Below are 14,958 nucleotides of genomic sequence, written 5' to 3'. Positions count from 1 at the left end.
ACTCAATAAAACCGATCAATCACCCGAACTTCACTGTTGTTCTGCATCGAGCCCCACGCCTGTTTCAGCGTTTGCAGCACATTACCGATGAAGTCCTTGTCGGCCGCAGCCTTCTTGCCGACATAACCGTGGCCGCGGCGGTACATCTTCAGGCGGGCCAGCAGGTTCTGGTTGTTGCGGTCGAATTCTTCTTCGCCAGCGTGGGGCGACAGGCAGTCGATATGTACCTGGCCCGACTTGCTGATCCAAAGAATATGGCTGTCGTGGCTGTCTTTCTGCGCAGCGAACATACGAGCCAGTTCTTCGACGGTAGGTTGATTGTTCAGATTCATTGTTATGCCCCTTGACCAGTCTGGTGATCTTTCAAAGTTGATTCGCTAATACAGGTAGCCCATCGGTTAGTTGATCCCTGGCACCGAAACCAGGACGTCAGCGTTCGCCCGTTTGAAGAACGGGGTCGTGCATCTGTTGCATGTAGTCGTGTTGAATAACTGCTACGCAATAGCGTCACAACGAGGAGAAGCAGCGAAAACCGGGAGGCTCCTTGACGACATATCCAGTGTCGACCACAAGCGTCTTGAGAATTTTCGCCAGCGCTTCTCGTCCTTGTACTGGACGTTCAGGCCAGGTCAGCTTCTTCAATCTGCCTTGTGGGCAGCGTGTATCCGGAAAAAACAACTCGGCGGTCAGACGAGTTTGCTCAAGCGTGTTACCAGCGCTCCCGATCGGGGAACGTCTTCATCATGCAAAAGCAAAACGACGCCGTCAACGGTTTTGTAGTGATTATTTTCAAGCACTACATATTGTCCGACAAAGCTGTTTTGGAATGAGAAAAGATCTGTTTCGCCACCGGGAAGCGGGAACCGCGAGGGATTTATCGGGTCGCCGGCCGAGCCGCGCGTTTACGCGTGGCGGGGGTTTTACCTGCCGTCGCCTTGCGTTTTTTCTTCCATGGCGCTGCGGCCTTGCCGGCGGGAGGCGGGCCGCTGATGGTCAGGCTCAGGCCGGAGCAGCGGGTGACTTGCTTGCTCATCCACGCGGCCTGTTTGGTGACGAACTCTTCCAGACTCATTTCACCGCTCTGCACCATGTCCAGCGCCTGCTCCCAGATCGCCGTGGTGCCGGGATCGGCAATGGCGCGGGGCACCGCATCGATCAGGCTGAAAGCGGCGGGCGTCGCCGCCAGTGCCTTGCCGTTTTTTAGAAGATAACCACGGTCGAGCAAGCCCTGGATGATCGATGCGCGAGTGGCCTCGGTGCCGATGCCGGTGGTGTCCTTGAGTTTCTGTTTGAGCAGCGGATCTTCGACCAGCCTGGCGACGTTCTTCATCGCCTTGATCAGGTCGCCCTCGGTGTAGGGCTTGGGCGGTTGCGTCCATAGATCCTTGAGATTGACCTTTTCAACCGCGCATTCGACGCCTTGGCTCAAGGCTGGCAAGGTTTGCGGCGCCGTTGCTTCGCGGCCCTTGGCCGGTGCCAGGGCTTCGGGGAGTGCGCGCTTCCAGCCCGGTTCGATGATCTGCTTGCCCACAGCGCGCAGCGCCTGCCCGTTGCAATCGAAATCAGCCTGAGTGCGATCGAATTCGTGGTTGGGCAGGAACTGCGCCAGATAGCGCGCGCGAATCAATGTATAGACCGCACGGTGCTTGCCGGTCAGGCGTTCAAGGTTTTTCGCCGCGGCAGTGGGGATGATACCGTGGTGAGCGCTGACCTTGGCGTCGTTCCAGGCACGCGAGCGACGCTGCGGTTCAAGATACCCCTGCAAGGCTTCAAGGCCCGGATCAGCCTGACGCAGCGCCGCGAGAATGGCCGGAGCCTCGCTGTGCTGACTCAGCGGCAGAAAGCCGCAATCACTGCGCGGGTAGGTGATGACTTTGTAGGTTTCGTAGAGGGCCTGGGCGATGTCGAGGGTTTCCTGGGCGCCGAGGCCGAGTTTCTTCGAGCAGACTTCCTGCAACGTGCCGAGGTCGAAGGGCAGCGGCGCCACTTCGCGCAAGCGCTCGGTTTTCAGCTTGACCACCCGTGCGCTGTCAGCGCTTTTCATGGCCGCCGCGGCCTGTTGAGCCAACGCCTGATTCAGGCAGCGATCCTGATCATCACAAACATCCGCCGGCGCTTGCCACTGCGCGGTAAAGCGCGTGCCGTTGTGCGACAACTCCACATCGATCGCCCAGAACGGCACCGGTACGAAATCGGCGATGCTGCGATCGCGATCGACCACCAGCCGCAGGGTAGGCGTCTGCACCCGGCCCACTGGCAACACGCCTTGATAGCCGGACTGGCGGCCAAGCAAGGTGAACAGGCGACTCATGTTCATGCCGATCAGCCAGTCCGCCCGCGAACGCCCCAGCGCCGAGTGATACAGGCTGAACGTTTCGGCGCCCGGTTTCAGCGCGGCCAGGGCCTTGCGAATCGACGCCTCATCCAGCGCCGACAGCCACAAGCGGCGGATCGGCCCGCGATAACGGCAGTGTTCGACCAGCTCCCGGGCGATCATCTCGCCCTCACGGTCGGCGTCGGTGGCGATGATCAGTTCGCTGGCCTCGCCGAGCAGGCGCTTGACCGCTTTGTACTGACTGGCGGTGCGCGGCTTGACGGTCATTTTCCACTTGTCGGGAATGATCGGCAGATCCGCCAGCACCCAGCGTTTGTAGCGTGCGTCATAGGCATCCGGCGGCGCGGTTTCGAGCAAGTGGCCGATGCACCAGGTTACTGTGACGTCCGTTCCCAGCCAGCAGCCGTCGCCCCGGCGTCTCGCGCCGAGCACGGCCGCAATGTCTTTGGCCTGGGAGGGTTTTTCACAGAGGTACAGCCGCATAGCCACCATCGTCAATCGTTGTCCGGGGAGGGCACAGAATGGCCGGACTTCGCGCTGGGGGCAACTTTTATCTGTATGGATATACAGCAGCGGCCGCGGTGAGCCGTTCGGCTGTAAACCCAGCCAGACGCCGACGCATCAGCTATACCTGAATCGGTCTCTTCGCCGTATCCAGGAGAACCCCCGATGAAAAGCGCCGGACTCAACCCTGTCATCAGCCTCGAACAACTCACTGGTTGCCTGCTGGTAAAATTCCATGGCATCCAGATTGCCGCATCCGCCCACGTGCTGATCCTCAACGAAGCCAATTATCCGCCGGTTTATTACGTCCCCCGCGAAGACATCGAGGAAAAGTACTTCGCCCGCACGGATCACACCAGCTATTGCCCGTACAAGGGCGACGCCAATTATTTCACGCTACAAGTGCCGGGGCATGAAGCCGCGAATGCGGTGTGGACGTATGAACATCCGAAAGTGTCAGTCGCGCCGATCCGCGACTACGTGGCGTTTTACCCGGATCAGGTGAAATTCGAAGTGATCAACGCAGAGGTCTAAATATCACTGTGGCGAGGGAGCTTGCTCCCTCGCCACAGATTTGCGTTATGGCCGATTCAGTTCTTGTCGAGATCGATATTCTTCGTCTCACGCAAACAGATCATCCCCACCACCAGGCTCACCCCCGTAATCAGCACCGGGTACCACAACCCATAGAAGATATCGCCGGTGTACACCACCAAGGCAAACGACACGGTCGGCAGGAACCCGCCGAACCAGCCATTGCCGATGTGATACGGCAGCGACATCGAGGTGTAGCGGATGCGGGTCGGGAACAGTTCGACCATCAGTGCCGCGAGCGGGCCGTAGCACATGGCCGAAATGATGATCAGCGCGACGATGAGGGCGACGATCATCGGTTTGTTGATCTGCTGCATATCGGCTTGTTGTGGATAGCCGGCCAGGGTGATCGCGCCGCGCAGTGCCGCCTCATCGAAACCGTCCAGTTTCACGTCGCCGACACTCACTTGCACGCCGCTACCCGCAGGCGCAGCGACGCTGGAGTAGGGCAGGCCTTGCTTGACCAGGAAGGTTTTGACCTTGTCGCACGGACTGTCGAATTTGGCTTTGCCCACCGGGTCGAACTGGAAGGTGCAGGTGGCCGGGTCCGCCAGCACGGTGATGGGTGCCTGGCGGCTGGCCAGGTCGATCGCCGGGTTGGCGTAGTGGGCCAGGGATTTGAAGATTGGAAAGTACAGCACGGTTGCCAGCAGCAGGCCGAGCATCAGCACCGGTTTACGCCCGACCTTGTCCGACAGCCAGCCGAAGAAGATGAAGAACGGCGCACCGATCACCACGCTGACGATCAGCAGACTGTTGGCCACCGCCGGGTCCATTTTCAGGAATTGAGTGAGGAAGAACAGCACGTAAAATTGCGCCGCGTAAAAGGTCACCGCTTGCCCGGCGTTGATACTGAACAGGGCGATCAGCACGACCTTGAGGTTTTCCCATTTGCCGAAGGATTCACGGATCGGCGCCTTCGAGGTTTTGCCTTCTTCCTTCATTTTCAGGTAGGCCGGCGACTCGTGCAGGCTCAGGCGAATCCAGGTGGAAATGCCCAGCAGCACAATCGACAGCAGGAACGGAATGCGCCAGCCCCAGACTTCAAACTGATCGCCGGTGAAGTAGCGGCAACCGAGCACCACCAGCAGCGACAGCAACAGGCCGAGGGTGGCGGTGGATTGAATCCAGCTGGTGTGGAAGCCGCGTTTGCCGATCGGCGCGTGCTCGGCCACGTAGGTCGCCGCGCCGCCGTATTCGCCGCCGAGGGCCAGGCCCTGGAGCATGCGCAGCACCACCAGAATGATGGGCGCGGCGATGCCGATGCTGGCGTAAGTCGGTAGCAGGCCGACGCAGAACGTCGCCACGCCCATCAGAATGATCGTCGCGAGAAACGTGTATTTGCGCCCGATCATGTCGCCCAACCGGCCGAACACCAGCGCGCCGAATGGCCGCACGATAAAACCTGCGGCGAAGGCCATCAGCGCAAAGATGAACGCCGTGGTGTCGTTGACCCCGGCGAAGAACTGCTTGCTGATCACCGCCGCGAGGGCGCCGTAGAGGAAGAAGTCATACCACTCGAACACCGTCCCGAGTGATGAAGCGAAGATGACTTTCTGCGTCGCGTTGCTGGTCTCGGCGCTGCCTGCAGCGTCCAGCGGCTGAGCGTGTTCTGACATGTCGGTATCCCTCACAGTGATTGTTTTTGTTGTTCCACTGGTGTTGCGTGTCCGGGTGATGCGATGCCTTGAACGGGATGCAAATCTTTGTGGGAGCGAGCTTGCTCGCGAAGGCGTCCTGTCAGTCAATGTCTATGTTGAATGATCTACCGCTTTCGCGAGCAAGCTCGCTCCCACAGGTACAGTGTTTACAGCATTAGGTTTGAAGATCAGTTGTGCCGCCTTCTCGGCAATCATCAGCGTAGGCGAACACGTGTTGCCCGAGGTGATGGTGGGCATGATCGAGGCATCGGCAATGCGCAAACCGGGCACGCCATGAACGCGTAGCTGTGCGTCAACCACTGCGTCACCGTCATTGCCCATACGGCAGGTGCCGACCGGATGAAAAATCGTCGTACCGATTTTTGCCGCCGCTTCCTGCAATTGTGCGTCGCTTTGCAGGCTGTCACCCGGCAGATACTCGACCGGTTTGAACGGTTGCAGGGCTGGGGCGCTGACGATGCGGCGAGTCAGGCGAATCGCATCGGCCGCTACGCGCAAGTCTTCGGGGTGGCTGAGGTAGTTGGGTTGAATCAGCGGCGCGTCTTGAGGATTCGCCGAACGGATTTCAATGCGCCCGCGACTCTTCGGCCGCAGGTCGCACACTGACGCGGTGAACGCCGGAAAGCTGTGCAGCGGCTCGCCAAAGCGCTCCAGTGACAGCGGCTGCACGTGATATTGCAGGTTCGCCGATGACTGCTCCGGTCCGGAACGGGCGAACGCACCCAACTGACTTGGCGCCATCGACAGCGGCCCGCTGCGGTCGTACAGATAACGCAGGCCCATGCCCATTTTGCCCCACACGCTGCCGGCAATCTGGTTCAACGTACGCGCGTTTTCCAGCTTGTAGATCAGGCGCAGTTGCAAGTGATCCTGCAGGTTGCTGCCCACCCCCGGTAACTCATGGATTACGCCGATGCCGAGGCGTTCGAGCAGCGGCCGAGGGCCAATCCCCGAGCGTTGCAAAATGCTCGGCGAGCCGACGGAACCGGCGCACAGGACAATCTCCTTGCGCGCCTTGAACTGCTTGATCTGGCCTTCGTGACGAGCGCTGACGTTCGAAGCACGGCCGTTCTCCAACAGAACACGATCAACCTCAACCCCCGTCAGCACGGTCAGGTTCGACCGGCTACGCACGGGTTTCAAGAATGCCTTCGCCGCATTCCAGCGCACCCCAGCCTTCTGATTGACCTGAAAGTAGCCGCAGCCTTCGTTGTCGCCCTGATTGAAGTCATCGAGGCTGGCGATGCCGCTTTGTTCGGCAGCGCTGCGAAACGCATCGAGAATCGGCCACGACAGGCGCTGTTGTTCCACGCGCCACTCGCCATTGGCGCCGTGAAACTCAGCGGCGCCGGCAAAGTGATTTTCGCTCTGTTTGAACAGCGGCAGCACGTCCTTCCAGGCCCAGCCCGGATTGCCCGCAGCGGCCCAACCGTCGTAGTCGCTGGCCTGGCCGCGCATGTAGATCATGCCGTTGATCGATGAGCAGCCGCCGAGCACCTTGCCGCGTGGATAGCTCAAGGCGCGACCATTGAGGCCCGGTTGTTCTTCGGTTTTGAAGCACCAGTCGGTGCGTGGATTACCGATGCAGAACAGGTAACCCACCGGGATGTGGATCCACGCATAGTTGTCGCGCCCGCCGGCTTCGAGCAGCAACACGCGCTGCCGTGCATCTGCGGACAGCCGATTGGCCAGCAAACAGCCGGCGGGGCCGGCGCCGACTACGATGTAGTCGTAATCATCGAGGGACGTCTGCATGCCCTGACCTCGTTTTTGTTTTTATTGTCGGACACTCTAGTTGTTAGCTTTCGTCAAAAGAATGTTAGTTTTTGCGCAGCCGCTGTGCGTTTTCAAACAGCGCTCCCAGACGATAGCCGACGAGGACACGCCATGTTCGACTGGAACGACCTGAGGTTTTTTCTCGAACTGCAACGCAGCGGTCGCTTGCTGACGGCAGCGCGTCGCCTCAATACCACGCACGCCACCGTCGCCCGGCATATCGAGGCCATCGAAAAAAGCCTTGGCACCGCACTGTTCGTCCAGCATGCGCAAGGCTACGAAATGACCCCGGCGGGGGAGGCGCTGCTCAAACATGCCGAAGCGATGGAAAACGTCGCGTTGCTGGCGCAGGAAGAGATCACCCAGTCGACGGCGCCACTGGGCAAGATTCGCGTCGGGGTGACTGAAGGGCTGGGCATCAAGTTCCTTGCCAGCCGCATGATTGGCCTGTTCGAGCGCTACCCTGGGCTTGAGGTGGAACTGGTCGCCGTGCCGCGGTTTGTCAGCATCCTCAACCGCGAAGCCGAGATCAGCATTCACCTTGAGCGTCCCGCCGCCGACATGCTGGTCACGCGCAAACTCACCGACTATCGCCTGGCGCTGTACGCCAGTCGGGCCTATCTCGATCAGGCGCCGCCGCTGCAAAGCCGCGAAGATCTCGCGCGGCATGCATGGATCGGTTATGTGGATGATCTGCTGTTCAGTCAGGAGCTGATGTTCCTCAACAGTTTCTGCCGCAGCCCGCGCGTGGTGTTTCACAGCACCAGCGTCATCGCCCAGCAGGAAGCGGCGCGCTCGGGATTGGGGATCGCAGTATTGCCGTGCTACATGGCCGCGTCTGACCCGGATCTGGTGCCTTTGCTGCCGGACGAGAGCATCGAGCGCAGTTACTGGATCAGCACGCGGCGCGAACTGCACAAGTCGGTACGGCTGCGGGTGGTCTGGGATTATGTGGTGGGACTGTGCGAAGCGGAGCAGGGCCTGTTACGCGGTTAACCGGATACACCGAAATCCCCCCTGTAGGAGTGAGCCTGCTCGCGATAGCGGTGTATCAGTCACGTAAATATTGACTGATACACCGCTATCGCGAGCAGGCTCACTCCTACAGGGGATCGCATTTCAGGTTGATTAATATATGGATATCCGTATATTCGTTTTCCCGCATATTGCAAGCCGATCCCCATGATCACCCCCACCGAAGTCTTCAAAAGCCTCGCCGACGAAACCCGCGCCCGGGCGATTCTGCTGATCGCCGAGCAAGGCGAACTGTGCGTCTGCGAGCTGATGTGTGCACTCGACGACAGCCAGCCGAAAATCAGCCGCCACCTCGCGCTATTGCGCAGCAACGGTTTGCTGCTCGACCGCCGTCAGGGCCAGTGGGTCTATTACCGGCTCAACCCGCAGCTGCCGGCGTGGATCGGCGAGATCCTGCGGGTGACATCAAAGGCCAACGGTGATTGGCTCAAGGACAATGCCGCGCGCCTGCAACACATGGATGGCCGTCCCGTGCGCGAACGCGCCTGTTGCTGAATCTTTAACTTTTACGGAGCGCATCGATGCGAGTTCTGTTCATGTGCACGGCCAACAGCTGCCGCAGCATTCTTTCCGAAGCCATGTTCAATCACCTGGCGCCCGCCGGGTTCACCGCGGTGAGTGCCGGCAGTTTTCCCAAAGGCCAAGTCCTGCCGCGCAGTTTGTTGACGCTGCAAAAGAACGGCATCGCCATCGACGGTCTGCACAGCAAAGGCAACGACGCCTTCGAAAACAATCCGCCGGATATCGTCATCACCGTCTGCGATAAAGCGGCTGGCGAGACTTGCCCGGTGTACTTCGGCCCGGCTCTGAAAGCGCACTGGGGCCTCGAAGATCCGTCTGATGTCATCGGTGACGAGGCCGCAATCGAGGCAGCATTCCACGCCACCTTGATGCGCATCGGCCAACGCTGCCAGGCCTTCCTCGATCTGCCTTTTCACTCGCTCAGCCGCGAACAACTGAAGGTCGAACTCGACCGCATCGGCACGCTTTAAGGAGGCCCCATGTCAGACGCTTTGCCCAACCTCGACGCAACCCTGTTCGACGCGACCCAGCCATCGGCACCGGGCGAACACAAACCGCGCATCCTGCTGCTGTACGGCTCGACCCGCGAACGCTCATTCAGCCGTTTGCTGGTCGAGGAGAGCGCCCGCCTGCTTGAGCACTTCGGCGCCGAAACCCGTATCTTCAACCCGTCCGGTCTGCCCCTGCCCGACGACGCCCCCGTCGACCACCCGAAAGTCCAGGAACTGCGCAATCTGGTGCTGTGGTCAGAGGGGCAGGTGTGGTGCGCGCCGGAACGCCACGGCGCCATGTCGGCGGTGTTCAAGGCGCAGATCGACTGGGTCCCGCTGGAACTCGGCGCCGTACGCCCGACCCAGGGCAAAACCCTCGCGGTGATGCAAGTCTGCGGCGGCTCGCAGTCGTTCAACGTGGTCAACCAGCTGCGCGTGCTGGGCCGCTGGATGCGCATGTTCACCATCCCCAACCAGTCCTCGGTGCCCAAGGCCTACATGGAATTCGACGAAGCGGGGCGGATGAAGCCGTCGCCGTTCTATGACCGCGTGGTGGATGTGATGGAAGAGCTGGTGAAGTTCACCGTGTTGCTGCGAGGGCAACAGGCGCATCTGGTAGATCGCTATTCCGAGCGCAAGGAAAGTGCCGAGCAGTTGATGGCGCGGGTCAATCAGCGGTCGATTTGACTGCCAGACCACAGCCAGGCTCGGTTCCCCTGTGGGAGCGAGCCTGCTCGCGAAGATGCCAGTCCTGACACCTGCAATCTCAGACCAGCCCGCGATCCCCGGTGGGAGCGAGCTTGCTCGCGAATGCGTCAGCCCATTCACTGCCAGATAAACAGAAAACACCCATCATGTTTAAACGGCGCGCCAGTAATCAGCAACGGGCTACAACGCCTTGCGCCGTTACCTACGACTAAGCCAGAATCCGCCGGCTTGTGCGTCTAGGGCGCGGGTTCTATCGTCTGTCGGTCGCTGAAAAACAGTGATCGGGTTTGGTAGCCCGCCATAACTAGTCGCATCGCGCATTGTTCGCAGACCTGCTTCAGGTCGTCGCTTAATGGTGGCCATGCGCAGGACACCTTCGGGTGTGCCGGGTCCTAGTTACCGGTCTACCAACCCGCGTATGGCCGCCACCTTCGTTTGGTAGCGAATGTGAAGGCTCCTTTTTATTAACTAGGAGTTTCACCATGTTCAAAGTCACGCCCAACCCGCCAGAAACAGATCCGGCATCCCCCTACGAATCCCTCGATTCAAAAAAACTTCACGAAGCCGCCGAACGCGCCCTCGACCATCACCTCGGCCCCGCAGACATCCTCGCCAGCACCAGCGCCCCGGAACCGATGTTCCTCGCCAACCCGCAATACGACACCGAATCACTGCTCGCCAACGCCAGTGAATCACTCGGCTCGGCCACCACCATGCTCTACGACTTCGCCGCGCTGCTCGACAACCCGCGCCGCAAAACCCTGCTGGGCATCGCCCAGGTCGTGATGCTTGGCGAAATCGCCGTGAATCAGGCACTGGATAACGTCGTAATCGCCAAATAACCGCTAACGCGACGAGGGCGAACCCTCGTCGCAACCCACGCCGCTGCCACGGCTGGCACACAGCCACGGCTTGCACCACCCGGCCCCGGCTGTCACCCTTCGCGCCGTTCTTCAAGGATCAGAACAAGGAATCAAGGATTGAGTGGTTACGTTCCAAACCCGCCGAAAAACTACCGCTACGAAGAAGCCAAACCCGTCGATATTCATGCCCAGCGTTGGGCGGAGTATGAGAAACATGGGAGAGAACCCGCGCGCGCCTGAGAAAATTGGCATCGCGCTGAGGATTGGGGTGTTCTTTGATGGGACCGGCAATAATGCGAATAACTCGGCTGCGGGGTTGTTGTGTGGTGCGCAGCATCCGATTGCTCCCAAAGACATTGATGCCAGCTGCAAGCCGTATATGAGCGATCCGGATAGCAGTTACGGTAATGACGTGAGTAATGTAAAAAGACTCAGTGATTTGTATGACGCTCCTGAAGTAGCTGAAGGCGAGGGGCTGCGAAAGCAGGCATTTCGTATGGTGTACGTCGAAGGCATCGGCACCCGATCAGGCGAAAAAGACAGCGCCTTGGGAGCTGGCGCCGGGCGTGGCCAGACAGGCGTCGCCGGGCGCGTTCAATCTTCGTTTGTATTCATCGAACAACGTATCAATGAAGTGTTAAACGAAAATCCGGGTAGTGAAATTATCTCGTTGACCTTCGACACCTTCGGTTTCAGCCGTGGCGCGGCAGCCGCCAGGCACTTTGCCAATGAAATCGTGCGTGGCAAACAAGGCCCTTTGGGCGAAATCTTGCGCAGCAATTCTGATCTCTTCAGTTCGTCCTTCATTGATCAATACCAACGCGACATCAATATGGGCTTCATCGGTCTGTTCGACACGGTTCCGTCAATTGCTGGCTGGTCCAATTTGGGCAACATCAAAAGCGCTGTCGCAACAGGTATCAGGCTTTACCTCGACCGACGTTTTTTTACTAATGTTGTCCAGCTGGTCGCGCGTGACGAATGCAGAGCTAACTTCGCTCTCAATCGCGTGGGGGTGGATCATCCAGAAATTGTCCTGCCCGGAGTGCATTCCGACATAGGAGGCGGTTACTTGGATGACGCTGAAGAGTGCGTGCTCATCAGTCCGATGCAAACTCTGGAGGTGTCCATGAATACTGACGTCGTCACAACATCGATCTACCAGGATGCGATGAAGGTGAGGAGTCAGTGGCTAAGCAAAGGCTGGCCCTCTGAAATGTTGGAGATCGTGACACCACCCGCACTCATTATGCCGATCAATCCACAGGATCGATTAGGCCCACGCGTAAAGAGGGTCTATGCCGCCGTGCAGCTAAAACGACCGGTGAGCGGAATGCTGGCAAGAGTTTGCCTGCGCGTGATGCATCAACAGGCAAAGACCAAGGGAGTGCGTTTCAATGATATTCCTGAGACTCCCGCGTTTGCCATTCCGGCGGAGCTGAGACCCTTGTGCGATCGATTTGTCTCTGGCGACTACAGCACCACGCTGCAAGAGGAGCAAATGCTCAAACTCAAGTACATTCATACTTCCGCCAACTGGAACCACCCACTTGGACGAAGAGATGGCGGCGGATTGCGCGCGGTATATATCAACGCTCCTACGGCAGATGCAATACGAGTAAAACACCCGCACGTACCTGACTGGACGCTTTGGTAATGAAATTATTCGCAACCTTACTTTGCACATTGTTTGTGGCTGGTTGTTATGCCGACCCGCTTTCGGCAAAAAACGATCCCAAATCGCCATGGTGGGAACTTGGCTTTACCGAGCCTCGCTACATGAAAGTCTGGGTTGAGGACACCTCTGTCGAAGACATCAAAGGAAAGACGCTCCTGCACACCGGCGAAGGATCCGCCTCAGGCGGGCAACCAGAGGACGGAACAGAATCTGCGCGAGGCTGGCACGGCTTGGGCAGCTCCGCGAAAGCGGTGGTAGGCGCTGATCTTCCTAAACGAATCTTCGTTCGGTGGCAATCCATCGTAGAGCCCCAGACCTATAGTGTTTGGATCGATATACCCGAAGAGGCCCGACAATTAATGGTGACCTCAGTCAGCCAACGCTGCTCGAAAACTCCGGAGAAAAGAGCTACCTACATATCTTCGGTTTACTTGGGCCTGGCTCCCGGTGGTGTCGTCCAGGTCTGGGTAAGAGACTCCTGTCATCATCCGGTGAAAGTCGCCAGAGCTCAGGCCGAAATCGAACCGTTGGGGCCAAGTCAGGGCGAAACTCAAGGGCGATATGCATATCCGGTCAGTGAAAAGTCCAAGCGGTACATCGACAAATTCGGTATCCCCTACGGAAGTTGGTAGCCCTCTGCAGCAGGGAAATGATTCTGACATCGTCGTGCTCATCAATCACAAGCACCTTGATGAACAATCCTTTCAACTCACGGGCACAGCAAACACCGCACTGGCGCGCGCAACTGTTCGCTCGCCGACATGCAAACTGACGGCGGCAAACGCCAGTTGACGTCCTTTTTTGGAAAACTCAAGACGCACCACCAGCCACTCATCGATTTGTACTGCGCCAAGATAATCAAGCGTCATGCTCGCCGTGATCAATGGCTGCGGAGGGTCGCTGGAAAAGGCCATGGCGTAGCCCATACCGACATCCGCTAATGTCGCCAGTACACCGCCATGCAAGGTGCCCCGGCCATTGGCATGTCGTGAGTCGGTCAGCAATCCCAGCTCCAATTGCAACCCATGGCCCTTCGCGTAAATCGGGCCAAGCAAATCAAGCAACGGACTGGAGCGGGTAAACGGAGCGAAACCCTCAGGAATTGCCGTAGTGTTCATGATCGTCCCCTCTGCTGGCGATTAGCTGGTTTCATTGACTGGAATACGTCGATTCAACATCGGTTTATGGGTAGTCGCGCACTGACGCAAGCGCTATACGTATGGGGAATTGGTAGCGATAAGTCATGTGCCCTGAATGGGCGGCGCGCAAGCAGGGAGCTACGTGATGGAAGTTCAGATTCGAAACGCGACGAATGCGGATGCGCCGGCTATCAGTAGAACGATCGTTGACGCGCTGCGTGAATCAAATGCCCAGGACTATTCATCCGACATCATCGATCAACTGGTTCAAGATTTTTCGCCAGCAGCGGTGCTTCAGCGGATGACCGGGCGTCACGTGCTGGTGGCTGCTATCGACAGTCGTATCGTTGCCACGGCCAGTCTCGATAACAACGTTGTTCGCAGCGTGTTTGTCGACCCGATCCATCAAGGAAGGGGGATTGGAAGGCACTTGATGGAGAGGATTCAATCGATCGCCATGGACATGGGGCTTGAGCTTCTCTGCGTTCCCTCTTCAATCACGGCAGAAGGCTTCTACGCTTCGCTTGGCTTTAAAAAGATCCGCGACGAATTCCATCAATCGGAGCGTACGGTCGTCATGACGAAGACATTGCAACGGTGATCTTCACCGCCCCGGAAGCGATCGGAATCAATGCCGCCTATATTGAAAGGCCGATGAAGGGCTCACAGCGCCTGCCTTTCGTCTGACGATCCGCTTCGAGGGATGGCCTGGCGTGCTGCGAAGGACCCAAAGATCATGCAAATCTGGAATGCGATCATTGATAGCAAGATAAAATTGGTGTCGGCGTCAGAGACATAAGCTCGGATAAATTTGCCATTCTTCATAAAAACGTCCGAGGCATTGAAGTCCTCGATCAAGATGCCAACAAGATCTATAGCACTGATCAACCGTCGCTCCTGTTCAGAGACGGCAAAATTGGTCAACAACTGATTGTTGCGGTTGAAGACGAGCTGAACTCGGAGGGTAAATGGCAGATGGTGTATGCGTCTTTGCGCGGCACCTTCCACTTGAAAATCAAAGAACAACTGCTGCTTGACCCTTATGAAAACGACTTGGTCGTCATTTATCATGATTTTAATAAAATCGAAAAGGGCGCCATCTCGGGTGAGGAATTTGCAGCATGCGTCAAGGCCTATCAAGAATCCTTGGGTGGGACAGCGCACCTTGTTCACGCCAATGGCAGCTATGAGGCGTTGATCTCCGCGCTTCGTGACATAGGCAGGGCCCGAAAGGATCATGTGTATCGTCTTATCATTGCAACGCACGGAAATCAGGGGCAACTCTGGCTGGGCAATCCGAACGAAATCAAACACGAATGGGTGGTTGCAGAGCCCGAGCAGGGAAAGGCTTTCATTTCGCCAGTAACGTTTGGCACCCTCCTCAAGGAAATCTTCGGCCCTGGTTTGTCTATCTCGGTTCTATCCTGTTATTTCGCTCGCAAAGAAGCGGCAAGTGTTGCGACGGCAATCCGTCAAGCCGCCGAGGCAACTGTGTTATATGCCGGCACCGACATGGTGTACTTGAACGGAGCCAAAGGGGGGCGGCCTACGGCCTCTTGCACAGGCGCTATGGTAGTTTTCAAGGCAGCCGCCATTGAAGTAAATGCCAAAAATATCCCCGTGTTTGAAGCGTTTCCGGCGAAGTAAGCGGA

15 protein-coding genes and 1 pseudogene are annotated in these 14,958 nt (G+C 58.1%); 10 read left to right on the top strand and 6 right to left on the bottom strand.

Annotated features, from left to right (window positions below; genetic code table 11):
• Positions 1-2: 2 nt before the first annotated feature.
• Positions 3-332, bottom strand: coding sequence for a hypothetical protein (locus HU743_RS11405; protein ID WP_186648694.1), 330 nt, complete (start codon positions 330-332; stop codon positions 3-5).
• A 542-nt stretch (positions 333-874) separates the two neighbouring features.
• The gene (locus HU743_RS11400) at positions 875-2,818 is read right to left on the bottom strand and encodes a DNA topoisomerase III (RefSeq protein WP_186648693.1); all 1,944 of its coding nucleotides are present in this window, start codon (positions 2,816-2,818) and stop codon (positions 875-877) included.
• Between the two features lie 186 nt (positions 2,819-3,004).
• On the opposite strand from HU743_RS11400, the gene HU743_RS11395 reads away from it, so the two are divergent.
• Positions 3,005-3,373, top strand: coding sequence for a DUF427 domain-containing protein (locus HU743_RS11395; protein ID WP_186648692.1), 369 nt, complete (start codon positions 3,005-3,007; stop codon positions 3,371-3,373).
• A 56-nt stretch (positions 3,374-3,429) separates the two neighbouring features.
• Here the strand turns inward: HU743_RS11395 and HU743_RS11390 are convergent, their stop codons facing one another.
• Together HU743_RS11390 and HU743_RS11385 are read right to left on the bottom strand one after the other, a co-directional pair.
• On the bottom strand, positions 3,430-5,052 hold the full coding sequence (locus tag HU743_RS11390) for an MFS transporter (RefSeq protein ID WP_186547835.1): 1,623 nt from the start codon (positions 5,050-5,052) through the stop codon (positions 3,430-3,432).
• 132 nt (positions 5,053-5,184) lie between these two features.
• On the bottom strand, positions 5,185-6,849 hold the full coding sequence (locus HU743_RS11385) for a GMC family oxidoreductase N-terminal domain-containing protein (protein WP_186648691.1): 1,665 nt from the start codon (positions 6,847-6,849) through the stop codon (positions 5,185-5,187).
• Positions 6,850-6,981: 132 nt separating this feature from the next.
• On the opposite strand from HU743_RS11385, the gene HU743_RS11380 reads away from it, so the two are divergent.
• From HU743_RS11380 to HU743_RS11350, 7 genes and pseudogenes are all read left to right on the top strand, one after another.
• Entirely contained in the window at positions 6,982-7,866 is an 885-nt protein-coding gene (locus HU743_RS11380) for a LysR family transcriptional regulator (RefSeq protein WP_186547830.1), read from the top strand.
• Positions 7,867-8,052: 186 nt separating this feature from the next.
• Positions 8,053-8,400, top strand: coding sequence for a metalloregulator ArsR/SmtB family transcription factor (locus HU743_RS11375; protein WP_186648690.1), 348 nt, complete (start codon positions 8,053-8,055; stop codon positions 8,398-8,400).
• Between the two features lie 26 nt (positions 8,401-8,426).
• Positions 8,427-8,897 carry an arsenate reductase ArsC gene (locus HU743_RS11370; RefSeq protein WP_186621398.1) on the top strand — a complete coding sequence of 157 codons (471 nt, stop codon included), beginning with the start codon at positions 8,427-8,429 and terminating at the stop codon, positions 8,895-8,897.
• A gap of 9 nt (positions 8,898-8,906) precedes the next feature.
• Positions 8,907-9,605 (top strand): arsenical resistance protein ArsH, encoded by a 699-nt coding sequence (arsH, locus tag HU743_RS11365; RefSeq protein WP_186648688.1) that lies wholly within the window; start codon positions 8,907-8,909, stop codon positions 9,603-9,605.
• 503 nt (positions 9,606-10,108) lie between these two features.
• The gene (locus HU743_RS11360; RefSeq protein WP_186648686.1) at positions 10,109-10,468 is read left to right on the top strand and encodes a DUF6124 family protein; all 360 of its coding nucleotides are present in this window, start codon (positions 10,109-10,111) and stop codon (positions 10,466-10,468) included.
• A gap of 138 nt (positions 10,469-10,606) precedes the next feature.
• Positions 10,607-12,146: pseudogene (locus tag HU743_RS11355) on the top strand (DUF2235 domain-containing protein).
• Positions 12,146-12,799 carry a DUF2931 family protein gene (locus tag HU743_RS11350; RefSeq protein WP_186648685.1) on the top strand — a complete coding sequence of 218 codons (654 nt, stop codon included), beginning with the start codon at positions 12,146-12,148 and terminating at the stop codon, positions 12,797-12,799. The pseudogene HU743_RS11355 and the gene HU743_RS11350 overlap by 1 nt, the downstream one beginning before the upstream one ends.
• A gap of 72 nt (positions 12,800-12,871) precedes the next feature.
• On the opposite strand, the gene HU743_RS11345 is transcribed toward HU743_RS11350, so the two are convergent.
• Positions 12,872-13,285, bottom strand: coding sequence for a PaaI family thioesterase (locus HU743_RS11345; protein WP_186648684.1), 414 nt, complete (start codon positions 13,283-13,285; stop codon positions 12,872-12,874).
• 166 nt (positions 13,286-13,451) lie between these two features.
• Between HU743_RS11345 and HU743_RS11340 the strand changes: the two genes are divergently transcribed.
• Positions 13,452-13,907, top strand: a complete 456-nt coding sequence (locus HU743_RS11340) for a GNAT family N-acetyltransferase (RefSeq protein ID WP_186648683.1) — start codon at positions 13,452-13,454, stop codon at positions 13,905-13,907.
• A gap of 62 nt (positions 13,908-13,969) precedes the next feature.
• Here the strand turns inward: HU743_RS11340 and HU743_RS11335 are convergent, their stop codons facing one another.
• Positions 13,970-14,332, bottom strand: a complete 363-nt coding sequence (locus HU743_RS11335; protein WP_186648682.1) for a hypothetical protein — start codon at positions 14,330-14,332, stop codon at positions 13,970-13,972.
• Here HU743_RS11335 and HU743_RS11330 point away from each other — a divergent pair.
• On the top strand, positions 14,315-14,953 hold the full coding sequence (locus tag HU743_RS11330) for a hypothetical protein (protein WP_186648681.1): 639 nt from the start codon (positions 14,315-14,317) through the stop codon (positions 14,951-14,953). The two genes, HU743_RS11335 and HU743_RS11330, sit on opposite strands and share 18 nt — an antisense overlap.
• Positions 14,954-14,958: the final 5 nt, after the last annotated feature.

Source organism: Pseudomonas sp. SWRI99, assembly GCF_014270125.1.
Lineage (GTDB): Bacteria > Pseudomonadota > Gammaproteobacteria > Pseudomonadales > Pseudomonadaceae > Aquipseudomonas > Aquipseudomonas hamedanensis.
This window is presented reverse-complemented; position numbering and strand designations above follow the sequence as displayed.